The following is a 20,963-nucleotide window of genomic DNA, read 5'->3' as shown; positions in this document are numbered from 1 at the left end:
AAGCACTTGCAGGGGCGTTTTCTTTGGACGACTGCTTGGGGCTACAGGCCCCATGCCGAGAGGTCGGGGGTGCGGGGCACGGGCGCCAGCACCCGTTCGATGGCCGCGGCGCAGTCCAGCATTGCGGCATCGCCGCCCGCGGGGGCGAGCAGCTGCACGGCCAGCGGCATGCCGTCGGCGTCAAAACCGGCCGGCAGGGCGATGGCCGCCGCGCCCAGGAAGTTGGCCGGGCGCAACAGTTTTCCCAGGCCGGTGTGGCGGACGTCGGCCGCGTCCAGCGGTTGCGCGGCCTGGTCGCAGGCGGGCATCAGCAGGGCGTCCAGCCCCTGCATGGCGGCGGCGAACGCGGCCATGTCGGCCTGGCGGCGTTGCAGGGCCGCCTCGTACTCGGCCTGGGTGATGCGACCACCGGCAGCGATGCGGGCGCGCACCACGTCCCACAGGGGCTGGGCGGGGTCTTCGGCCAGCGCACCGTAGTAGCGATAGGCCTCGTAGGCGAGCACAAGCGAATTGTCGTCCGCCATGCGGGCAAACGACAACGTGGCGGGCGGATGCCAGGTTTCGGGCGTGCAGCCGGCCTGATCCAGGCTTTCCTGGGCGTCGTGCCAGATGCGCAGGCCTTCGTCGGTCAACGGGGTCGGCCAGGCTTGCGGGGCCAATACCGCTACCGCCGTACGCCGACGCGCGGCGGGGCGGCGCAGGGCCGTGATGCAGTCGGGCGCCAGCGCCAGTGTCGCGGCATCATCGATGTCCGGACCGGCCAGCAACTGCGTCAACAGGCGTGCGTCCGCCACGCTGCGGGCGATGGGGCCCAGCACATCCAGGGTGTCCGACAGCGGCAGGCATCCGGCGCGGCTGATGACGCCCGAAGAGGGTTTGTAGCCGACGACGCCGTTGAGCGCCGCGGGGGCGCGCACGGAGCCGCCCGTGTCGCCACCCAACGCCAACGGCGCCAGGCCGGCACCAACGGCCACGCCGGCGCCGCTGGACGAGCCGCCCGGCGCGCGCGCTTCGCGGGCATCCCAGGGGTTGCGGGCGGTGCCCTGCGTAGGGTTCTGGCCGGACAGGCCAAACGCGAATTCGGTCATGCGGGTCTTGCCCAGGATGGGTATGCCCTGCGCGGCCAGCCCGCGCGCAGCAGCCGCGCTTTCTTCGCTGACCACGCCGCGGCGGGTCTGCGAGCCCCCGCTGATCGTGGTGCCTGCCCATTGCACGCTGTCTTTCACCGCCACGGGTACGCCGTGCAGAGGGCCCATCGAGATGCCCGCGGCTTGCAGGCGGTCGGCGGCGTCGGCCTGGGCCAGCGCGCGTTCGGCGGTGACTTCGCTGTAGGCAGCGAGCTGCGGCGCACGTTCGATGCGGTCCAGGAAGTGGGTGGTGACCTGCCGCGACGTCAGTTCGCCATCGCGGATGGCACGGGCGAGTTCGCGGGCTTCTCGGAAATGCAGGGCGGTGTCTTGGTCTGGCATGGCTCTCACGAAAATGAAAAAGCCTTCCGGCCCGTCGGGGCCGGAAAGCGTGGCATGGGATGCTGCAAGAGGCGCGTTACTTCAGCGATTGGCCCCGGGTTTCAGGCATGCGGATGAAGGTGATCAGCGTGATGACGGCGCCCGCCAGCACGTAATAGAAGAACCAACGCTCCATGCCCTTGCTTTGCAGCCAGGTCAGCAGGTAGGGCGTGGTGCCGCCCAGCAGCGCGACGACCAGGTTGTACGGCGCGCCGATGCCGACGGCGCGCACGCTGGTCGGGAACTGCTCGGACATGATGGCCGGGGCGATCGACGTGTACATGGCATACAGCACCAGGCCGAACAGTTCCACGGCCAGGATCGAGCCGAACGACGGGCCCAGCGTGCTCATCAGCGGGTAGAAGAAGATCAGGTAGCCGGCGGCAAAGAAGATCAGCTGCGGCTTGCGGCCGATGCGGTCGGACAGCATGCCGAACACCGGCTGCACCAGCATGAACACGATCAGCGCGATGGTGTTGGCGGCGAACGCGACCTGCGGGTCGGCCTTGACCTGGCGGATGGCGTAGGTAGGCACGTAGGCCACGAAGATGTAGAACGCGAAGGTCGTCAGGATGGAAAAGCCGACGATGCGCAGCACTTCGCGCGGGTGGTCGCGCAGCAGGGTGCGCAGCGGCTGCTTTTCGACGCCGGCTTTCTTGGCGTGCGAGAACGCTTCGGTTTCGGGAATCGAGCGTCGGATCCACATGCCGGCCAGGCCGCCCAGCGCGCCCAGGGCGAACGGAATGCGCCAGCCCCAGGCGGCCATGTCAGCCTTGGTCAGCGTCGACGTCAGGATCCAGCCCACGGCCGAGGCGGCCAGGATGCCCACCGCGGCGCTGAAGAAGACGAAGCTGGAATAGAAACCGCGCTTTTCGGGCGGCGCCATTTCCGCCAAAAAGGTCGTGGCCGAGGCATACTCTCCGCCCAGCGACAGGCCTTGCAGCAGGCGCGCCGCGGTCAGCAGCAGGGGCGCGGCCAGGCCGATGGCGGCATAGGTGGGGGTGACGGCGATGATCAGGGAACCGCCCGCCATCATCAGGATCGTCAGGCCCAGCGCGGCCTTGCGGCCGTAGCGGTCGGAAAAGATGCCCAGCACCCAGCCGCCCACCGGACGCATGAAAAAGCCGACGGCGAAGATGCCGAAGGTGTAGAGCAGGGCGGCGGTTTCGTTGCCTTCAGGGAAGAACTGGCTGGAAAAGAAGATGGCGAACGACGCATAGATGGTCCAATCGAACCATTCGACGGCATTGCCTACACTTCCGGCCAGAATCGTGCGGGCCCGCGACACGGGCGCGGCGCTTGCCCCTTGCGTGGCGCGCAGGGTTGCGGATGGGGTGCTCATAAGATCCTCGGGTATTTATTTTTGGTCAATTTGACCGTTTAATTTTGTGTTTTTATCAATGCGCGAACGTTAGATTAATGAATATGGTCACGTCAAGTAAGGGTAAGTCCCTAATGCCGGCGCTCGATGACACCGATCTGGCCTGCCTGATTGCCTTGCAGGCGGACCCGCGCGCGTCCTGGCGCGAGCTGGGCGCGGCCACCGGCATCGCCGAGCGCACCGTGGCGCGGCGCATCAAGCGGCTGATGGACGCCGACGCCCTGCGCGTCATCGCCGAAGCCGACCCGCTGGCCACCGGCCGCGGCGTGGTGCTGCATGCCTGGGTGCGCTGCCGGTCGGGCCGCGTGCCGGACGTGGCCGAGGCGCTGGCGCGGTTGGGCATCACTCAACTGGTGGTGACGCTGGCCGGCACTGCGGACCTGATGGCGGAATTGACGCTGGAAGACGCGGCGGACATGCCCGACGTCGTGACGCGCGTGCTGCCGTCGATTGACGGGGTCGAGCACGTCGAGGCCCGGTTGGTGCTGCGGCCGTTCCGGCGGGCGGGCCAATGGCGCATCCAGGCCGATGCCGAGGCGCCGCAAGACGCGCAGGAACCGTTGTTGGCACCGCCGTCTGCACTGACGGACGCCGAGCAACGCATCGTCGCCCATCTGATGCGCGACGGTCGCGCCAGCCTGGCGGAACTGGCCGGGCACGCCGACGTCAGCGAGCCCACCGCGCATCGCCTGCTGCAACACCTGGTGGACCGGCGCGCGTTGAGCTTTCGGGTCGAGGTTGAGCCTGCCCTGGTGGGCTTTCCGGTGGAGGCGGTGATTTCGGTGCAGGTGCGGCCGCAGGCGGTCGACGCGCTGGCCGCGCACCTGGCGCTGGATCCGAACACGCGATGCCTGTTCGGCACCAGCGGCGCATCGCAATTGTTCTGGCACGTGCTGTGCCGTGACAGCCTGCACCTGTGGGATGTGGTCACGCGCCGGTTGGGCGAGCTGGACGGCGTGCTGGCCAGCGAAGTGGGTGTGGTGATGCGCGCCTACAAGCGTTGCGGCATCGTGCGCGAAGGCGCGCGGCTGAGCGGCGAAAACGCCTGATCGGCCTGCAGGGAAACGCGGGCCGGCTGGCGGGCAGGGCGTCCGAGCCGACCCGAGCAGACATGAACTGACTCGGGCAGACCCGATTCGTCCCGAGCCGGCCCGACAGCGCCCGCGTCGCTACGCGCCCAGGTAGGCGCGGGCCAACGCGCCATCGGCCGCGATCTCTTGCGCCGTGCCCTGCGCCGCCACGCGGCCAGATTCCAGCACGTAGGCGCGGTCGGCCAGGGACAGCGCCAGCGCGGCCATCTGGTCCACCAGCAGGATCGTCATGGATTCGGCGCGTAGCCGGTCCAGCGCTTCGAACAGCTCGTCAATGATCTTCGGCGCCAGCCCTAACGACGGTTCGTCCAGCAGCAGGATGATGGGCTTGGACATCAGTCCGCGCGCAATGGCCAGCATCTGCTGTTCGCCGCCGGATAACAGGCCGGCACGCTGGTGCAGCCGCTCGCGCAGCCGCGGAAAGCGCGTCAGCATCTCTTCTACCCGCGCGTCGCGGTCAGCCGGATGCAGGAAGGCGCCCAGCCGGATGTTGTCCAGCACGCTCAGGTCGGGAAACACCTGGCGGCCTTCGGGCACCAGCACCAGTCCTCGCGCCACGATGCGGTCCGCCGTCAGCCCATTGAGTTCCTGGCCCTGCAGGTGCATGCCGCCTTGCGCCGGCCGGTGCAGACCCGCCAGCGTGCGCATCAACGTGGATTTGCCCGCGCCGTTGGCGCCCAGCAGTGCCACCATTTCGCCTTCGCGTACCTGCAGGTCGATGCCATGCAGCACGGGGTTGGCGCCGTAGCCGGTGGTCAGGCTGCCTACCCCCAACACCTCGGGGGCGATGCCGGCGCCCGCCGAGGGGGGGCGTGCGGCGGGTGCGCGCCGCGCGGCGTCGTCGCCCAGGTAGGCTTGCCGCACCGCGTCGGATTGCTGGATCTGGGTGGGCGTCCCTTGCGCCAGTTCGCGGCCGGCGTCGATGGCGACGATATGGTCCGACACGCCCATGACGAGCGCCATGTCGTGTTCGACCAGCAGCACGCCTGCGCCGGCCTCGGCGATGCGCCGCAGCAGTCCGGCCAGGCGGGCCTTGTCTTCGCGCGACAGGCCGGCCGCGGGTTCATCCATCAGCAGTACGTCGGCATCCGTGGCGAGCGCGCGCGCAATCTCCACCAGCCGCCTGTCCACGTGTGGCAGGTCGGCGGCGGGCGTGTCCAGCGCGCCTTCGTAGCCGCAAAATGCGAGCAGGGCGCGCGCCCGTTCGCGCGCGTCGGCGGCCAGGTAGCGCCGCTGCGTCAGCAGTCCGCCAAGGCGGCCGCGCAACAAGCCCAGCGCCACGTTGTCTTCGACGCTAAGCGTGTCGAACAGCTGCGAGGTCTGGTAGGTACGCGCAATGCCGCTGCGCGCCACGCGGTAGGCGGGCAGCGCGGCCAGGGGATCCTGGCCCAGGGCCACCGTGCCGGCGGTTGGCGTGTAGTAACCGCTGAGCATGTTGATGACGGTGGACTTGCCGGCGCCGTTCGGCCCGATCAGCGCGGTGACGGCGGCGGGGGCGACGTTGAATGACACGTCCTGCACCGCGCGCACGCCGCCGAAGGTCATGGTCAGCCCTTGGGCCTGCAGGGCACGGCGTGGCCTGCCACTGGCCGTGATGCCTCCTTGGCGGGGCGCCAGCCGCGGCGCCGCGCGGCGCTGCCGCCAACGTCCGAGCAGCCCGGCCGCACCGTCGGGCGCGGCCCACAGCACCACCAGCAGGAAGGCGCCGAAGAACAGCAGCCGGTATTCCTCCAGGCCCGCCAGCACTTCGGGCAACAGGCCCACCACCAGGGCGCCCAAGAGCGGCCCGGCCAGCGAGCCGGCGCCGCCGATGGTCACCGCCAGCACGAACAGGATGGACTGCATGAAATTGAAGTTGTGCGGCGTGATCATGCCGGCTTGCGACGCATACAGCCCGCCGGCCAGGCCCACCACCGCCGCGGACACCATGAACGCCACCGCCTTGACGACCAGCGGATTGATGCCGATCGATTCGCTGGCGGTCTCGCTGTCCTTGACCGCCCGCATCGCCGCGCCCCAGGCGCCGCGCGCCAGCCGCGCATAGCCCGCCAGCACGACGAACACGGCAACGATGGCCAGCATGGCCACGCCGCGGTCGCCGCCCAGGCTGCCCAGCGAAGGCTGCACGATGCCCATCAAACCGTTCTGCCCGCCGGTCACGTCACCGCCTTCGATCAGCGCGTGTTCCACGATGAAGCCGAAGGCGATGGTGATCATCGCCAGGTAGGGGCCTTTGACGCGCAGCGCCGGCACCGCCAGCAGCAGGCCGAACGCGCCGGCCACCAGCGCCGCCACCGGCCAGGCCAGCCAGAAGCTCCAGCCTGCCTGCCCGGTCAAGATCGCCACCACGTAGGCGCCAATCGCATAGAACGCCGCGTGGCCGAACGACATCTGCCCGGTCAGCCCCAGCAGCACGTTCAGGCCGATGCCTGCCAGCGCCAGCAGCGCCACGTTGCCCAGCACGAAGACGTAATAGCCGTTGACGCAGGCGGCCAGCGCCAGGCTGGCAACGGCCAGTAGCGCGTAGCCCGCCAGCGCCAGCGGAAAGGATGCAATGCGTTTGTCCATCAGACTTTCCTTGCGGCAGCGCGGCCGAACAGCCCGTCGGGGCGAGAGGCCAGCATCACGATGACCAGCGCGAAGCTGATGATCTGCGTGTACCCGGAACCCAGCGTCACGGTGATCAGCGCTTCGACCACGCCGAACAGCAGCCCCGCCAGCATCACGCCCCAGGCGCTGGTGATGCCGCCCAGGATGGCTACCACGAAGGCTTTCAGGCCGAACAGCGTGCCCATGTCGGCCTGCACGTTGAACAGTGGCGCGACCAGCGCGCCTGCAATGCCGGCAAACAGCGTCGACACGGCAAAGGCCGCCATGATGGCGTGGCGCACGGGGATGCCCATCAGGCGCGCGGCATTGGGGTTCTGCACCACCGCCAGCAGCGCCACGCCCCAGCGGGTGCGGCGCGACAGCGTATGCAACGCGGCGGCCAGCGCCAGCCCGATCAGCGGAATCAGCAATTGCAGCGGATACACGCCCAGGCCCAGCCCGCCGATCTCCAGCGGCGCTTGCGCCAAGGGCGACGGCAGGCTGCGCGGCTCTTTGCCGAAGGTGAACATCACGACGTTGTCGAGCACGATGCCCAGCGCCACCGTGGACATGAGCCAGGCGTTGGAGCCGCGGCTGGCGAATGGCCGCACCGCCAGCCGCTCGACTACCAAGCCGTACAGCGCGCACAGCGCCAGCGCCGGCGGCAAGGCGGCCGCCAGCGGCCAACCCAGCGTCTGCGCGAAGGTGTAGGTCAGCACGGCGCCCAGCATCATCGAACTGCCCTGCGCGAAATTGACCGTGCCCGATACGGCGTAGGTCAGGTAAAAGCCCAGGGCCATCAGCCCATACATGCTTCCCAGGCCCAGGCCGCTGACGATGGCGGACATCCACAACATGCGTGTCTCCCGTTGGCGATGGTGGCGGTGCGCGCTTACTGCGCGCCAGCGACCGGCAGGATGCGGTTGTCCACGAAGTGGGTCCACACGTAGTCGTTCTCGCGCAGCGCATCGTGCGAGGCCGGCGTGAAAGGCTGCTCGTAGGTCTTGATCAGGCCTTCGTACTTGCCGATCTTGTAGAAGCCCTGGCGCACCGCGTCGCCGTCGGTGGAACCGGCCTGGGCAATGGCCAGCGCCGCCAGCCGCATGCCGTCATAGGCGTTGGCCACGCCCACGGCCGGCGTGATGTCCTGCGGGCCCTTGATGTCGGAATACTTGGCCTTGAGCGCCTGCATCACCTTTTCGCCGACGGGGCTTTGCTTGCCGAAGAAGCTGTAGGTCTGCACGAAGTGCACGTTCTTGGCATTGGGACCAGCCAGCTCGGTGAAGCGCCCGCCCGCGGGACCCCAGTGCGACACCACCGGCACCTTCCAGCCCATGCGGTCCAGCGACTTGACCACCTGCGCCGACGGGCCCACGTTGCCCACCAGGAACAGCGTGTCGGCCCCGGCCGCCTTCAGGCGGCTGAGCTGGGGCGTGATGTCCAGGTCCGCGGGCTGGAATTTCTCGACGCCAGCCGGCGCGATCCTGGCGGCGGCCAGCGCCGCGTTCAGGCCCTTTTCGTTCGATTCACCCCAGGGGTTGTTGACCAGGATCATGCCCGGCTTGGCGCTCTGGAACGCCTTTTGCGCGTACTGCACCATGGCGCTGTCGACGATCTCGTCCATGGCCGACACGCGGAAGACAAAGTTGGGATTGCCCTTGTTCTGCGTGATCGCGGTGCCGGCGGCCCACGGGCCCATGAACGGCACTTTCTCCTGGTTGACGATGGGCACGATTGCCATCGATACCGGCGTGTCCAGCCCGCCGAACAGCACGGTGACCTTTTCCTTGTAGATCAGCTCGCGCGCGGCGGCCATGCCCTTGGCCGGGTTGCCTTCGTCGTCGCGCCGCACCAGCACCACCTGGCGTCCGCCCAGCAGGCCGCCACTGGCGTTGATCTCGTCAATCGCGATGGTCATGCCGCGCGTCAACGCTTCGCCGGCTCGGGCCGATTCGCCCGACAGCGCGGTGATCAGGCCGATCTTGATCGGGTCGGCGGCCAGCGCCGGTTGCATGGCCAGGCCAGCCGCGAACAGGGCGGCGCTGGCGGTGCGAAGCAGGAAGGAACGGCGGGTCGGGGTCATCGGGCACTCCTGGAAAAGTGGAACGGATCTTGCATGGGTTCAAGTGCTGCTCCGGTTCCCTATGCAAGATCCATGCCACCTGGCCGGCCCTGCGCCGCAGCTGTCGCGCAAGGCTTGGTTCCTGGGGGATGTGGACGGTTTGTCAGACCGTTTGTCGCGCCTTAACCAAAATTTTGTTCCCAAAACATCAGGATTTTTGTTCACAATCACGCATCAGGATTTGCACCAAAATGAATCCATCCCCGCTCTCAAGCACCAATCCGGGGCGCGACGCGCCCGCGCCCTGGGCCCCTGCGCCGCTCGCCAGCCATGGCCGCTTCCCGTACCAGGCCATTACCGGCCGGGCGGACTACGCCTGGCCCAACGGCGCGCGCCTGGCGGTGTACCTGGGCTTCAATATCGAGCACTTCGCCTTCGGCGAGGGCCTGGGGGCCGAGCTGGGGCCGGCCTCGCCGCATCCCGACGTGCTCAATTTCGCCTGGCGCGAGTACGGCAATCGGGTGGGGGCGTGGCGCTGCCTGGAACTGTTCGACGAATTGGCATTGCCCGCCGGCGTGCTGATCAACACGGCGCTGTATGAACACTGCCCCGAACTCGTCGACGCCTGCCTGGCGCGGGGTGATGAACTGATCGGACACGGCTACAGCAACGCCCACCGCCAGGGCGGCCTGTCCGAACCCGACGAACGCGCGTTGCTCGAACACTGCCGCGACCGCATTGGCCAGCACGCTGGCCGTGCGCCCACCGGCTGGCTGTCGCCCTGGATTTCCGAAAGCCACGCCACGCCCGACCTGTTGGCTGAAACGGGCTACCGCTACACCTTGAACTGGTGCCATGACGACCAGCCGGTGCGCATGCGCACCCGCGCGGGCGACCTGTGGGCGATTCCATATCCGCAGGAGCTGAACGACATCCCCATGATCATGGGCCGCAAGATGGACGCCCGCGACTTTGCCGATATGATTCTTGACCAGTTCGAGGAAATGCGGATGCAGGCGCAGCGCCAGCCGCTGGTCATGGGCATTGCGCTGCATCCGTATATCGTGGGCCAGCCCTATCGGCTGCGGCACCTGCGCCGGGCGCTGGCGCCGCTGGCTGCCGCGCGCGACCGGGGCGAAATCTGGTTCGCTACGCCTGGCGATATCTGCCGCCATATGGATAGCTTGACGCCCACGGCCTGACCCCACCCGCTGATCTTTTTCCCTGCGACCTTCTTGCCAATACCGAGCTCCGCCATGCCTACCCGCAGCCCCGCCAAACCCCGTTCCACGCCGGCCGCCAAGCGCCGCGCCGCTGTCGTCGCACCCGCCCTCGACGATGCTGCGCCTGACGCCGACCAGGAACGCCGCATCTGCGAGGCCGTCTACGAAAGCGTGATGAGCCAGCGCCTGACGCCCGGCACCAAGCTGCCAGAAGCCGCGCTGTGCGAGATCTTCGGCGTGTCGCGCTCGGTGGCGCGCAAGGCCTTGCAGCGCCTGGCGCACGAACACGTGGTCGACCTGCACCACAACCGCGGCGCCGTGGTGGCCGAGCCCACGCCCGAAGACACCCGCCAGATCTTCCAGGCGCGGCGCGCGCTTGAGGCCGCGTTGCTGCCGCTGGCCGCCGCCCGCGCCACCAAGGCCGACTACGCCTCGCTGCGCAAGCAGCTGCGCGACGAGCATGCGCTGCTGCATCGCGCCGGCCAGCCGGCCTGGGCGCGACAGGCCAGCGCCTTTCACGTGCGGCTGGGCGAGCTGTCGGGCAACGCCATCCTGCACGGTTACCTGGCCGAACTGGTGTCGCGTTGCTCGCTCATCGTGGCGCTGTACGAACCGCCGGGCAACGCCGCCTGCGAACACGGCGAGCACGTGCTGATCGTCGACCTGCTCGAACGCGGGCAGGTGGCCGAGGCCGTGAAGATCAACGACAACCACCTGGCGGACCTGGAACGGCGCATCAGCCTGGAACGTCCGCAACCCGCTCAAACCCTTGCCCAGATGCTGGGACTGGCCTGACATGGACATCGACTTCGATTCAATCACCGAATACCAGCGCTACAAGCTCATGGCGAGCCTGATCGTGCCGCGGCCCATCGCGCTGATCACGACCTTGTCGGAAACCGGCGTGGTCAACGCCGCGCCCTTCAGCATGTTCAATATGCTGGGCGAGGACCCGCCCATCGTCATGGTCAGCATCAACCGCCTGGAAGACGGCAACCTGAAGGACACGGCGCGCAACATCGCACGCACCGGCGAATTCGTGGTGCACCTGACCGACGAAGCCATGGCCGAGAAAATGCACCGCTGCGGCGACCGCCTGCCGGCCGACGTCAGCGAGCTGGCCCACGCCGGCCTGGATGCCGCGCCCAGCCGGAAGGTCGCGCCGCCGCGCATCGTGCAAGCGCCCGTGGCGTTCGAATGCACCTTGTTCGAAACCCTGGAAACCGCCAGCCGCCAGATCTTCATCGGCCAGGTGCGCTGGCTGCACGCACGCGACGGCCTGATCGACACCGACACCTGGCGCGTGCGCCTGCAAGACTATTTTCCGGTGGGCCGCTTTGGCGCCAGCTTCTACGTCACCACGCGCGACCGCTACGCCATCGGCAGCGGCGACGCGCCGGCCAGCACGGCCATCGACGAGATCTAGTGATTTTTCCCGGCGCCGCCAGCGGCGTCACCAGACCGCGGCTTGCGATCCGGGCGCGCGCAGGTGCCGGGCAAAGCGCTGCGCCAGGAAGTCCACGAACGCCAGCGTCTTGGCCGGCAGGTTCAGGCGTTCCGGGTACAGCACGTGGATATCGGCCGGCGGCGTGGACCATTCGGGCAGCACCTGCCGCAGTCGGCCGGCGCGCAGGTAGGCCGCCGTTTCCCATTCCGACCGCATCACGATGCCGTGGCCGTCCAGCGCCCATTCCAGCGCGCTCTGGCCGTCGTTGGAACTGACCGGCCCGCGCACCTTCACGGTTTCCGCGCGCTGGCCGGCTTCCAGCCGCCAGGTGCCATAGGCCACGTCGTTCTCGCGCACCACGATGCAGCGGTGGCGTTGCAGCTCGCCCGGCGCGCGGGGTTCGCCATACGTGTCCAGGTAATGGGGCGAGGCGCACAGCAGGCGCCGGTTCGACGCGATCTTGCGCGCGGTCAGCCGGGCGTCGGGCAGGTCGCCGAAGCGCACGGCCACGTCAAAACCTTCTTCGATCAGGTTCAAGGGCCGGTCGGTCAGGCGTAGCTGCACCTCGACGTCGGGGTACTGCCGCGCAAAGTCGGACACGGCCGGCGCGACGTGGGCGCGGCCGAAGCCGAACGTGGCGTTCAGCCGCAACAGGCCCTGAGGCTGCGCGCGGCTGCTGGAAACCGATCGTTCCAGCGCTTGCAGGTCGGCCAGGATGCGGCCGCCTTCGGCCAGGTACAGCTCGCCTTCCTGGGTGACGCTGACGCGCCGCGTGCTGCGATTGAGCAGGCGCACGCCCAGCCGCTGTTCCAGCTTGGCCAGGCGCGTACTGACGGCGGGCGGCGTCAGGCCCAGTTCGCGCGCGGCGGCCGACAGGTTGCCGTGCCTGACCAGCAGCGAGAAAAACGCCAGATCCGAGAGCGCGTCCATGGGCTTATTTATAAATCTAATTTAATAAAGATTTAGTTTAGTCATTAATTATAAGAATGGAACCGGCTTATACACTGAGTTCACCGATACGCAGAGCCGCCCGACGCGGCCAACCAAGAGGAGACCCGATCCATGAAGAACCCCCCCACCGCCTTGCGCGCCCTGTCCCTTGCTGCCGCGGCCACGATTGCCGCGTCCTGTTGGATCGCGCCGGCCATGGCAGCCGACGCCTTCCCGCAGCGGCCCATCACGCTGGTCGTGCCGTTCGCCCCGGGCGGCAGCGTCGACATTGCTGCGCGCCTGATCTCCGACGCCTGGGGCAAGGCCCTGGGCCAGAGCGTCATCGTCGAGAACCGTGCCGGCGCGTCCGGCAATATCGGCATGGCGGCCGTGGCGCGCGCCGAGCCCAACGGCTATACGCTGGCCATCAACACCATGTCGCTGGCGATCAACCCGGCGCTGTTCAAGACCATGCCCTTCGACACCGCACGCGACCTGCGTTCGGTGGGCACCGTGGGCACCTCGCAGCACGTGCTGACCGTGTCGCCGTCGCTGCCGGTGGACAACGTGCAGGCGCTGCTGGACTACATCCGCGCGCGCCCCGCCAATGAGCTGAGCTTTGGCTCGGCCGGTACCGGCAGCACCTTCCACATGGCCGCGGAACTGTTCAAGTCGGTCTCGGGCACGCAGATCCTGCACGTGCCCTACAAGGGCGGCGGTCCGGCCATGGTGGACACCATCAGCGGCCAGGTGCAGATGAGCTTTCCGGTGCTGTCGGCGGCCAAGCCGCAGGTCGATGGCAAGAAGCTCAAGGCGCTGGGCGTGACCGGCACGACGCGTTCGCCGCTGTTGCCCGACGTGCCCACCATCGCCGAGTCGGGCCTGCCCGGCTATGCCTTCAACACCTGGTTCGTGATCAGCGCGCCCGCGGGTACGCCGCAGGCTGCCGTGGATACGCTCAACGCCAAACTGGCCCAGGCGCTGCAATCGCCCGCGCTGGCCGAACGCATGGGCCGCGAGGGCTTCGACCCGCTGATCTCCACCCCGGCCCAGACCGACGCCATGGTCGCCACCGAAATGACGCGCTGGGCCGGCATCGTCAAGGACGCCGGCATCGAGGCCAACAACTGACGTTCCGCATTCGTTTCATCGCGCCCCGCGCGGGCGCGTTTTTCTGCAAGGAAGCCCCGACATGCCCGGCATGACGCTATACGACAAACTGGTGGCCAGCCACGAAGTGGCCCGCATCGACGACGAGCACATCCTGCTGTACGTGGATCTGCACATCATGAACGAATACACCAGCCCGCAAGCCTTCAGCGGCCTGGCCGCGCGCGGCCGCCAGGTACTGCGGCCCGGGCAGCAGATGGCGGTGGTGGATCACATCATCCCCACCCATCCGGTGCCTGCCGCGCTGCGTGTGATTCCCGATGAAGCGTCGTCGCGCCAGGCCCGCAACCTGAAGCGCAATTGCGACGAGCAGGGCATTGCCCTGTTCGACACCACCGACCCGCTGCAAGGCATCGAGCACGTGATCGCGCCTGAGCACGGCATGATCCTGCCCGGCATGGTGGTGCTGTGCGGCGACAGCCACACCACCACCTACGGCGCGCTGGGCGCACTGGGCTTTGGCATCGGCACGTCGGAAGTCGAGCACATCCTGGCGACGCAGACGCTGGTGTATCGCGTGGCGCGCAACCTGCGCATCCGTGTCGATGGCCGCCTGCCCGCAGGCGTATCCGCCAAGGACCTGGTGATCTACGTCGTGCACCGCATCGGCGCCCAGGGCGCGCGCGGCCATGCCGTGGAATTCTGCGGCAGCGCCATCGACGCCCTGTCGGCCGAGGCCCGCATGACCCTGTGCAACATGACGGTCGAAGCCGGCGCACGTGCCGCGCTGATCGCACCGGACGCCACCACCGATGCCTACGTGACCGCACACGCGCCGCAACTGCATGGCACCGAACTGGCGCAGGCGCGGGCCTATTGGGCCACCCTGCATAGCGATGCCGACGCCATCTTCGACGTCGAACACGTGTTCGATGCCGCGTCGATCGCGCCGTTCGTCACCTGGGGCACCAGCCCCGACCAGGCCATGCCGGTCACCGGCACCGTGCCCGATCCGCAGGCTGAACCCGACGCACTGGCGCGCCTGGCCCTGGAAAAGGCCGTGGATTACATCGGCCTGCAGCCGGGCGCGCCCATTGCCGGCGTGCCGATCGACCGCGTGTTCATCGGCTCGTGCACCAATGGTCGCATCGAAGATCTGCGCGTGGTGGCTGACGTGGTGCGCGGCCGCCACGTGGCGGCCGGCGTGCGGGCCATGGTGGTGCCGGGGTCGGGCGCGGTGCGCGCCCAGGCCGAGGCCGAAGGCGTGGCCGCCGCGCTGATCGCGGCCGGCTTCGAATGGCGCCAGCCGGGCTGTTCGATGTGCCTGGCCATGAACGACGATGTGCTGCGGCCCGGCGAGCGCTGCGCATCCACCACCAACCGCAATTTCGAAGGCCGCCAGGGCAGGGCGGGCCGCACCCACCTGATGAGCCCGGCCATGGCCGCCGCCGCCGCGCTGGCCGGCCGCATCGTCGACGTGCGTGACCTGGAGCAAACACGATGAACCAGACCATCCAGGGCGTTGCCGCGCCCTTGCCGTATTCCAATCTGGACACCGACCAGATCATGCCCAAGCAGTTCCTGCGCATCATCGACAAGGCGGGGCTGGATCAAGGCCTCTTGTACGACCTGCGCTTCGATGCCGACGGCGCACCGCGCCCGGACTTCGTGCTGAACCAGCCCGCCTACGCGGGCGCATCGATCCTGGTGGCCGGGCCCAACTTCGGCTGTGGCTCCAGCCGCGAACACGCGGTCTGGGGCCTGATGCAGTTCGGCATCCGCGCCGTGATTGCCGCCAGCTTCGGCGAGATCTTCTACTTCAATGCGCTCAACAACGGCCTGCTGCTGGTCAGCCTGCCGCCGGCCCAGGTCGACGCGCTGCTGGCGCGCGTGTCCGACCCGGTGTCCAATACGGCAGGCAACCGCGTCGAGATCGACGCGCTGGCAGGCACCGTGCGCGCCGCCGACGGCTGGACGGCCACGTTCGACCTGCCGACGCGGCATCGCCGCATGTTCTCGCAAGGGCAGGACATGGTCGGCGCATCGCTGCAGCAGTTGCCGGACGTGGAACAGTTCGAGGCCGGCCACTGGGCCCGGCATCCGTGGATGAAAGACGTGGCGCGCCGTGTGCGCGACCGGCTGGACAACGAATAGGCGCAAACCGCAATGACCGCATTCTTCGATCTTCCCGTGCAACGACACGAGGTCAACGGCATCCACATCGCCGCCCGGGTGGACGGCGCGGGTCCGCCCCTGCTGCTGCTTCACGGCCATCCGCAGACCCACGCCATCTGGCACCGGGTCTGGCCCGAGCTGACCCGCCATCACACCTGCGTGGCGGCCGACCTGCGCGGCTACGGCGACAGCGACAAACCCGCGGCTTCGCCCGACCATGCCGCGCATTCCAAGCGCGAGATGGCCACCGACATGGTGGCGTTGATGCGCGCCCTGGGCCACACGCATTTCGACGTGCTGGCGCACGACCGCGGCGCGCGCGTTGCCCACCGCCTGGCGCTGGACCACGCGGCGGCCGTGGGGCGCATGATGCTGCTGGATATCGCGCCCACGCTCGATATGTACGAAAACACCACCCGCGCGTTCGCCCAGGCCTACTACCACTGGTTCTGGCTGATCCAGCCCGCGCCCATGCCCGAGACCATGATCGAGCGCGATCCGGTCTTCTACCTGCGTTCGGTCATGGGCGGACGGCCTGGCGGCCTGGCGCATTTTTCGGCCGAAGCCATGGCCGAATATGAACGCACGGCCAGGCTGCCGGGCTGGGCTACCGGCATCTGCGAAGACTACCGGGCGTCCGCCACGCTGGATCTCGACCATGACCGGCAGGGGCGCGCGGCCGGGGAACGCCTGCGCCTGCCGCTGCGGGTGCTGTGGGGCGAGCGTGGCGCGGTGGGCCGCAATTTCGACGTGCTGGGCCTGTGGCGCGCGGTGGCCGACGAGGTCTCGGGCAGCGCCTTGCCCGGCGCGCACTACCTGGCCGAGGAAACCCCCGACGCGCTGCTGCGCGAAGTGGCCGATTTCTTCGGCTGGCGGTGATGTCAACCAAGCCACGCCAGACAATAGGGCTATAAAAAAAGGGACACAACCCTGGTGTTAACCTTCGGCCCATGAATCGTTCCTTTGCCGATCTGACCCAATTGCCCGACCCCGAAGACGCCCAGCGCGCTTTCCGGGCCACCGATTCCCCCTGCGTCGCCGTATGTTCCACGCTGTTCGACGACATCTGCCGGGGCTGCGGGCGCACGGCCATGGAAGTGGCCAATTGGGTCTTCATGACGGACGAGGAAAAGCGCGAGGTCTGGATCCGCATCAAGGCCCAGGGCTACCCCCGCCGCAACAACTAGGGCAGGGGCGGCCATCCGGCAAACGGATGGCCGGCAACGGGCAGCCGGCCGCGGCCGTCTTGGGCGTGTCACATGCCGCGGGCTAAATCGCGGTATTGCCCACTTCCGGCCCCATCATGCGCATCGTCCTGGTCACGGATGCCTGGCATCCGCAAGTCAATGGCGTCGTCCGCACCTGGACGACCATGCAGCAGATCCTGAGTGAATGGGGCCACGAACTGATCGTGGTGAACCCGCAGGGCAGCCGGACCATTCCGGCTCCGTCCGAGCCCGACCTGCGGCTGTGCCTGCAGCCCGGCCGGCAACTGCGCCGCATTCTGGGCGACACCATCCCCGACGCTCTGCACATCGCCACCGAAGGCCCGCTGGGCCTGGCGGCGCGGCGCATGGCGCTGTCGCGCGGCTGGCGCTTCACCACCTCGTTCCACACCATGTTTCCGGACTACCTGCAGGCGCGCATGGGTATACCCGCCGCGTTGCCGTGGCGTTATCTGCGCTGGTTCCACCGGCCCTCGCAGTGCGTGCTGGTACCCACCCCCACCGTGCGCGACATCCTGGTGCGGCGCGGGCTGGCCAACCTGCGGGTCTGGTCGCGCGGGGTAGACCCGCGCAAATTCCAGCCCACCGCCGGTCAGGCGTTCCAGGACCTGCCCCGTCCCGTTTTTCTATCGGTCGGCCGGGTGGCGCGGGAAAAGAACCTGGACGCCTTCCTGTCGCTGGACCTGCCAGGCAGCAAGGTCGTGGTCGGGGCCGGACCGGACGAGGCGCGCCTGAAGAAGCGCTTTCCGCAGGCTGTGTTCCTGGGCATGCAGAAAGACGACGCCCTGCCGGCGTTCTACGGCGCGGCCGACGTGTTCGTGTTTCCCAGCTTGACCGACACCTTTGGCCTGGTGATGCTGGAAGCCATGGCCTGCGGCACGCCGGTGGCGGCCTTTCGCAGCGAAGCGCCGCTGGCGGTGGTGGCGCAGGGCGTCACCGGCATCCTGGACGACGATCTGGCCCACGCCTGCCGCGCCGCGTTGCCGCTGGACCGCCACGCGGTGCGCGAACATGCCCTGACGCGCAGCTGGGATTCGGTCGCCTCGGACCTCCTGGCCTCGCTGGTGCCGCTGACCCCCGGCGCCGAGATCGACCGGCGCCTGGCCCAAGCGGGCTGATCGGTTGCCGCAGGCGGGTCCCCGGCGTCTGAGGAATTTGGCGCGCCGGGCGTTTCCCCCCGCTGGGCAAACCGGTACAATGCTTGCCAATCCTGAGGAGCGTTGCGACGACCATTTTCAACATCTGGTCGCCAGGCTCAGGAATTCCTGTTCAAGCGCTGCGCATCGCGCGGCGCTACAGCAACGGCGCTCACCTTTGTCGCGTATGGCGGAAAAGGCGAGCACTCGATTGTCGTGGTGGTTTCGCGTTGTCCGGCCGTATCGTGCGCCGTTCGTTTTTCACGTGGAGCCTACACACCATGAACGCTGTAACCGATAAATCCTTCTCCGACTACCTCGTCGCCGACCTGTCGCTGGCAGGCTGGGGCCGTCGCGAGCTGGCCATCGCCGAAACCGAAATGCCCGGCCTGATGGCCATCCGCGAAGAGTTCGCCGCCAAGCAGCCGCTCAAGGGCGCCCGCATCGCCGGCAGCCTGCACATGACCATCCAGACCGGCGTGCTGATCGAAACGCTGGTGGCCCTGGGCGCCGAAGTGCGCTGGGCCTCGTGCAACATCTTCTCCACGCAAGACCACGCCGCCGCCGCCATCGCCGCGTCGGGCACGCCGGTCTTCGCCGTCAAGGGCGAAACGCTGGAAGAATACTGGCAGTACACCCACAAGATCTTCGAATGGCCCAACGGCCAGAACGCCAACATGATCCTCGACGATGGCGGCGACGCCACGTTGATGCTGCACCTGGGCACCAAGGCCGAGAAAGACATCTCGGTGCTGGCCAACCCGGGCAGCGACGAAGAGCGCGTGCTGTACGCCGCCATCAAGGCCACGCTCGAGCGTGACCCGAAGTGGTACTCGACCCGCCTGGCGCTCATCAAAGGCGTGACCGAAGAAACCACCACCGGCGTGCATCGCCTGTACCAGATGTCGCAGAAGGGCGAGCTGGCCTTCGCCGCCATCAACGTCAACGACTCGGTCACCAAGTCCAAGTTCGACAACCTGTACGGCTGCCGTGAATCGCTGGTCGACGGCATCAAGCGCGCCACTGACGTCATGGTCGCTGGCAAGATCGCCGTGGTCGCCGGTTATGGCGACGTGGGCAAGGGTTGCGCCCAGGCGCTGGTCGCCCTGCGCGCCCAGGTCTGGGTCACGGAAATCGATCCGATCTGCGCCCTGCAGGCCGCCATGGAAGGCTTCAAGGTCGTGACCATGGAAGAAGCTGCCGCCCACGGCGACATCTTCGTCACCGCCACCGGCAACTACCACGTCATCACCCGCGACCACATGAACGCCATGAAAGACCAGGCGATCGTGTGCAACATCGGCCACTTCGACAACGAAATCGACGTCGCCGGCCTGGCCGACTGCAAGTGGGAAGAGATCAAGCCGCAAGTCGACCACGTCATTTTCCCGGACGGCAAGCGCATCATCCTGCTGGCTCAGGGCCGCCTGGTGAACCTGGGTTGCGCCACCGGCCACCCGTCGTTCGTGATGTCGTCGTCGTTCGCCAACCAGACCATCGCCCAGATCGAGCTGTTCACGCGCAACGAAGCCTACAAGTCGGGCGAAGTCTACGTGCTGCCCAAGCACCTGGATGAAAAGGTCGCACGCCTGCACCTGGCCAAGCTGGGTGTGAAGCTGACCACGCTGCGCAAGGACCAGGCCGACTACATCAGCGTGCCGGTTGAAGGTCCTTACAAGCCGAATCACTACCGCTACTGATGCTTGTAGCAAAATAGGGAAGTATCCGCGCCATGTCGGCGCGGGCTTTCCGGTCCGCGGGGTTCCCCCGTGTCGCCTGGCGATGACGGGGCCGCGGAGCGTCAATACAGGAGGTCGAACATGGCATTGATACTCGTCTGGATCCTGAACGCGGTGGCCCTGCTGGCCGTTGCCTACCTGCTGCCCGGCATCACCGTGGCCAGCTTCGGATCGGCGCTCATCGCCGCCCTGGTGCTGGGCCTGGTCAACATGCTGGTCAAGCCGGTCCTGGTATTGCTGACGCTGCCCATCACGATCGTCACGCTCGGTCTCTTTCTCATCGTCATCAACGCCTTGTTGTTCTGGTTCGTCGGCTCCGTGCTCAAGGGCTTCCAGGTCAACGGGTTCTGGTGGGCCGTGGGCGGTGCGATTCTGTACAGCCTCATTTCTGGCCTGCTCACCAAACTGATTCCCTAATGTCTGACTCGACTACCCCCGCTTTCAGTCTGGAATTCTTTCCCCCGCGCGATCTGGCCGGCCAGGAACGGCTGGTCCGCGCGGCCAAGCAGATGCTGGCGATCCAGCCCAAGTACGTCAGCGTGACCTTCGGCGCGGGCGGTTCCACCCGCGCCGGCACGGCAGACGCCGTGCGCACGCTGCGCAACCTGGGCTGCGACGCGGCGCCGCACTTGTCGTGCGTCGGCGCGTCACGCCAGGACCTGCGGGACATCCTCCAGACGTACAAGAATGAAGGCGTGCGGCGCGTGGTCGCCTTGCGCGGCGACCTGCCTTCGGGCATGGGCGGCGACGCGGGCGAACTGCGCTATGCCAACGAACTGGTGTCGTTCATCCGCGAGGAAACCGGCGACTGGTTCCACATCGAAGTCGCGGCCTATCCCGAAATGCATCCGCAGGCGTCCAGTCCGTCGGCCGACCTGGATCATTTCGTGGCCAAGGTGAATGCCGGCGCCAATGCCGCCATCACCCAGTACTTCTTCAACGCCGACGCCTATTTCGACTTCGTCGACCGGGCCCAGGCCAAGGGCGTGCGGGTGCCGATCGTGCCGGGCATCATGCCCATCACGAACCACACCCAGCTCTTGCGCTTCTCGGAAATGTGCGGCGCCGAAGTGCCGCGCTGGATTCGCCTGCGTCTGGCCGAATTCGGCGACGACAAGGCTTCCATTCGCGCTTTTGGCGTGGACGTGGTCACCGAGCTGTGCCAGAACCTGCTGGACAACGGGGCGCCGGGCTTGCACTTCTACACCCTGAACCACGCGGACGCGCCGTTGGCCGTGTGGAAGGAACTGGCGGTGTAAGCCAGATTGCAAGGGCGACCCGCCCAGGCAAGGCAAGGCCGGCATACGCCGGCCTTTTTTCATGCGCGCGCTTGCGAGGGCGGGGTC

General features: G+C 67.7%; 19 protein-coding genes and 1 riboswitch. Of the genes, 13 read left to right on the top strand and 6 right to left on the bottom strand.

Annotated elements, in window-relative coordinates; genetic code table 11:
- Positions 1 to 41 precede the first annotated feature (41 nt).
- Both U858_RS0105740 and U858_RS0105735 read right to left on the bottom strand, forming a co-directional pair.
- Positions 42 to 1,469 carry an amidase gene (locus tag U858_RS0105740; RefSeq protein ID WP_025136230.1) on the bottom strand — a complete coding sequence of 476 codons (1,428 nt, stop codon included), beginning with the start codon at positions 1,467 to 1,469 and terminating at the stop codon, positions 42 to 44.
- 76 nt (positions 1,470 to 1,545) lie between these two features.
- Positions 1,546 to 2,850: an MFS transporter gene (locus U858_RS0105735; RefSeq protein WP_025136229.1), complete on the bottom strand. Its 1,305-nt coding sequence runs from the start codon at positions 2,848 to 2,850 to the stop codon at positions 1,546 to 1,548.
- 77 nt (positions 2,851 to 2,927) lie between these two features.
- Here U858_RS0105735 and U858_RS0105730 point away from each other — a divergent pair, with 77 nt between their 5' ends.
- Positions 2,928 to 3,938, top strand: coding sequence for an Lrp/AsnC family transcriptional regulator (locus U858_RS0105730; protein ID WP_025136228.1), 1,011 nt, complete (start codon positions 2,928 to 2,930; stop codon positions 3,936 to 3,938).
- Between the two features lie 120 nt (positions 3,939 to 4,058).
- On the opposite strand, the gene U858_RS0105725 is transcribed toward U858_RS0105730, so the two are convergent.
- The 3 genes from U858_RS0105725 to U858_RS0105715 are packed head-to-tail and all read right to left on the bottom strand — an operon-like array spanning position 4,059 to position 8,652.
- Positions 4,059 to 6,548 (bottom strand): branched-chain amino acid ABC transporter ATP-binding protein/permease, encoded by a 2,490-nt coding sequence (locus tag U858_RS0105725; RefSeq protein WP_025136227.1) that lies wholly within the window; start codon positions 6,546 to 6,548, stop codon positions 4,059 to 4,061.
- Positions 6,548 to 7,426: a branched-chain amino acid ABC transporter permease gene (locus U858_RS0105720; protein ID WP_025136226.1), complete on the bottom strand. Its 879-nt coding sequence runs from the start codon at positions 7,424 to 7,426 to the stop codon at positions 6,548 to 6,550. The genes U858_RS0105725 and U858_RS0105720 overlap by 1 nt, the downstream gene beginning before the upstream one ends.
- A 35-nt stretch (positions 7,427 to 7,461) precedes the next feature.
- Entirely contained in the window at positions 7,462 to 8,652 is a 1,191-nt protein-coding gene (locus U858_RS0105715; RefSeq protein WP_025136225.1) for an ABC transporter substrate-binding protein, read from the bottom strand.
- A 230-nt stretch (positions 8,653 to 8,882) separates the two neighbouring features.
- Here U858_RS0105715 and U858_RS0105710 point away from each other — a divergent pair, with 230 nt between their 5' ends.
- The 3 genes from U858_RS0105710 to U858_RS0105700 are packed head-to-tail and all read left to right on the top strand — an operon-like array spanning position 8,883 to position 11,280.
- Positions 8,883 to 9,833: a polysaccharide deacetylase family protein gene (locus U858_RS0105710; RefSeq protein ID WP_025136224.1), complete on the top strand. Its 951-nt coding sequence runs from the start codon at positions 8,883 to 8,885 to the stop codon at positions 9,831 to 9,833.
- Positions 9,834 to 9,887: 54 nt separating this feature from the next.
- Positions 9,888 to 10,649, top strand: coding sequence for a GntR family transcriptional regulator (locus tag U858_RS0105705; RefSeq protein WP_025136223.1), 762 nt, complete (start codon positions 9,888 to 9,890; stop codon positions 10,647 to 10,649).
- Position 10,650: 1 nt separating this feature from the next.
- On the top strand, positions 10,651 to 11,280 hold the full coding sequence (locus U858_RS0105700; RefSeq protein ID WP_025136222.1) for a flavin reductase family protein: 630 nt from the start codon (positions 10,651 to 10,653) through the stop codon (positions 11,278 to 11,280).
- A gap of 27 nt (positions 11,281 to 11,307) precedes the next feature.
- On the opposite strand, the gene U858_RS0105695 is transcribed toward U858_RS0105700, so the two are convergent.
- Complete coding sequence (locus tag U858_RS0105695; protein ID WP_025136221.1) at positions 11,308 to 12,231, bottom strand: LysR family transcriptional regulator; 924 nt, start codon at positions 12,229 to 12,231, stop codon at positions 11,308 to 11,310.
- A gap of 132 nt (positions 12,232 to 12,363) precedes the next feature.
- On the opposite strand from U858_RS0105695, the gene U858_RS0105690 reads away from it, so the two are divergent.
- The 9 genes from U858_RS0105690 to metF all read left to right on the top strand — a co-directional run bounded on the left by U858_RS0105690 (position 12,364) and on the right by metF (position 20,876).
- A complete protein-coding gene (locus U858_RS0105690; protein WP_025136220.1) occupies positions 12,364 to 13,362 on the top strand; it encodes a tripartite tricarboxylate transporter substrate binding protein in 999 nt (332 codons plus the stop codon).
- Between the two features lie 61 nt (positions 13,363 to 13,423).
- A complete protein-coding gene (gene leuC / locus U858_RS0105685) occupies positions 13,424 to 14,845 on the top strand; it encodes a 3-isopropylmalate dehydratase large subunit (RefSeq protein WP_025136219.1) in 1,422 nt (473 codons plus the stop codon).
- Entirely contained in the window at positions 14,842 to 15,495 is a 654-nt protein-coding gene (gene leuD / locus U858_RS0105680; RefSeq protein ID WP_025136218.1) for a 3-isopropylmalate dehydratase small subunit, read from the top strand. Before leuC ends, leuD begins: the two co-directional genes overlap by 4 nt.
- A gap of 12 nt (positions 15,496 to 15,507) precedes the next feature.
- A complete protein-coding gene (locus U858_RS0105675) occupies positions 15,508 to 16,395 on the top strand; it encodes an alpha/beta fold hydrolase (protein ID WP_025136217.1) in 888 nt (295 codons plus the stop codon).
- Between the two features lie 71 nt (positions 16,396 to 16,466).
- Positions 16,467 to 16,703, top strand: coding sequence for a DUF1289 domain-containing protein (locus U858_RS0105670; RefSeq protein WP_025136216.1), 237 nt, complete (start codon positions 16,467 to 16,469; stop codon positions 16,701 to 16,703).
- 116 nt (positions 16,704 to 16,819) lie between these two features.
- Positions 16,820 to 17,860, top strand: coding sequence for a glycosyltransferase family 1 protein (locus tag U858_RS0105665; protein ID WP_025136215.1), 1,041 nt, complete (start codon positions 16,820 to 16,822; stop codon positions 17,858 to 17,860).
- An 88-nt stretch (positions 17,861 to 17,948) separates the two neighbouring features.
- Positions 17,949 to 18,059, top strand: a riboswitch (S-adenosyl-L-homocysteine riboswitch).
- A gap of 100 nt (positions 18,060 to 18,159) precedes the next feature.
- Entirely contained in the window at positions 18,160 to 19,578 is a 1,419-nt protein-coding gene (gene ahcY / locus U858_RS0105660; RefSeq protein ID WP_025136214.1) for an adenosylhomocysteinase, read from the top strand.
- A 120-nt stretch (positions 19,579 to 19,698) separates the two neighbouring features.
- Complete coding sequence (locus U858_RS0105655) at positions 19,699 to 20,034, top strand: phage holin family protein (protein WP_025136213.1); 336 nt, start codon at positions 19,699 to 19,701, stop codon at positions 20,032 to 20,034.
- Positions 20,034 to 20,876 carry a methylenetetrahydrofolate reductase [NAD(P)H] gene (metF, locus tag U858_RS0105650; RefSeq protein WP_025136212.1) on the top strand — a complete coding sequence of 281 codons (843 nt, stop codon included), beginning with the start codon at positions 20,034 to 20,036 and terminating at the stop codon, positions 20,874 to 20,876. The genes U858_RS0105655 and metF overlap by 1 nt, the downstream gene beginning before the upstream one ends.
- Positions 20,877 to 20,963: the final 87 nt, after the last annotated feature.

This window comes from Achromobacter sp. DH1f (assembly GCF_000633435.1).
Taxonomy (GTDB): domain Bacteria; phylum Pseudomonadota; class Gammaproteobacteria; order Burkholderiales; family Burkholderiaceae_B; genus Achromobacter; species Achromobacter deleyi.
Note: the sequence above shows the minus strand (reverse complement) of the source record. Positions and strands in the feature narration are given on the sequence as shown.

Excerpts from the sequence above, each read along its gene's own strand:
- U858_RS0105665 (WP_025136215.1), top strand. The coding sequence starts at position 16,820 with ATGCGCATCGTCCTGGTCACGGATGCCTGGCATCCGCAAGTCAATGGC.
- U858_RS0105715 (WP_025136225.1), bottom strand. The coding sequence starts at position 8,652 with ATGACCCCGACCCGCCGTTCCTTCCTGCTTCGCACCGCCAGCGCCGCC.
- U858_RS0105735 (WP_025136229.1), bottom strand. The coding sequence starts at position 2,850 with ATGAGCACCCCATCCGCAACCCTGCGCGCCACGCAAGGGGCAAGCGCC.
- U858_RS0105690 (WP_025136220.1), top strand. The coding sequence starts at position 12,364 with ATGAAGAACCCCCCCACCGCCTTGCGCGCCCTGTCCCTTGCTGCCGCG.
- metF (WP_025136212.1), top strand. The coding sequence starts at position 20,034 with ATGTCTGACTCGACTACCCCCGCTTTCAGTCTGGAATTCTTTCCCCCG.
- U858_RS0105675 (WP_025136217.1), top strand. The coding sequence starts at position 15,508 with ATGACCGCATTCTTCGATCTTCCCGTGCAACGACACGAGGTCAACGGC.
- leuD (WP_025136218.1), top strand. The coding sequence starts at position 14,842 with ATGAACCAGACCATCCAGGGCGTTGCCGCGCCCTTGCCGTATTCCAAT.
- ahcY (WP_025136214.1), top strand. The coding sequence starts at position 18,160 with ATGAACGCTGTAACCGATAAATCCTTCTCCGACTACCTCGTCGCCGAC.
- U858_RS0105710 (WP_025136224.1), top strand. The coding sequence starts at position 8,883 with ATGAATCCATCCCCGCTCTCAAGCACCAATCCGGGGCGCGACGCGCCC.
- U858_RS0105725 (WP_025136227.1), bottom strand. The coding sequence starts at position 6,548 with ATGGACAAACGCATTGCATCCTTTCCGCTGGCGCTGGCGGGCTACGCG.
- leuC (WP_025136219.1), top strand. The coding sequence starts at position 13,424 with ATGCCCGGCATGACGCTATACGACAAACTGGTGGCCAGCCACGAAGTG.
- U858_RS0105705 (WP_025136223.1), top strand. The coding sequence starts at position 9,888 with ATGCCTACCCGCAGCCCCGCCAAACCCCGTTCCACGCCGGCCGCCAAG.
- U858_RS0105730 (WP_025136228.1), top strand. The coding sequence starts at position 2,928 with ATGAATATGGTCACGTCAAGTAAGGGTAAGTCCCTAATGCCGGCGCTC.
- U858_RS0105655 (WP_025136213.1), top strand. The coding sequence starts at position 19,699 with ATGGCATTGATACTCGTCTGGATCCTGAACGCGGTGGCCCTGCTGGCC.
- U858_RS0105700 (WP_025136222.1), top strand. The coding sequence starts at position 10,651 with ATGGACATCGACTTCGATTCAATCACCGAATACCAGCGCTACAAGCTC.
- U858_RS0105670 (WP_025136216.1), top strand. The coding sequence starts at position 16,467 with ATGAATCGTTCCTTTGCCGATCTGACCCAATTGCCCGACCCCGAAGAC.
- U858_RS0105740 (WP_025136230.1), bottom strand. The coding sequence starts at position 1,469 with ATGCCAGACCAAGACACCGCCCTGCATTTCCGAGAAGCCCGCGAACTC.
- U858_RS0105720 (WP_025136226.1), bottom strand. The coding sequence starts at position 7,426 with ATGTTGTGGATGTCCGCCATCGTCAGCGGCCTGGGCCTGGGAAGCATG.
- U858_RS0105695 (WP_025136221.1), bottom strand. The coding sequence starts at position 12,231 with ATGGACGCGCTCTCGGATCTGGCGTTTTTCTCGCTGCTGGTCAGGCAC.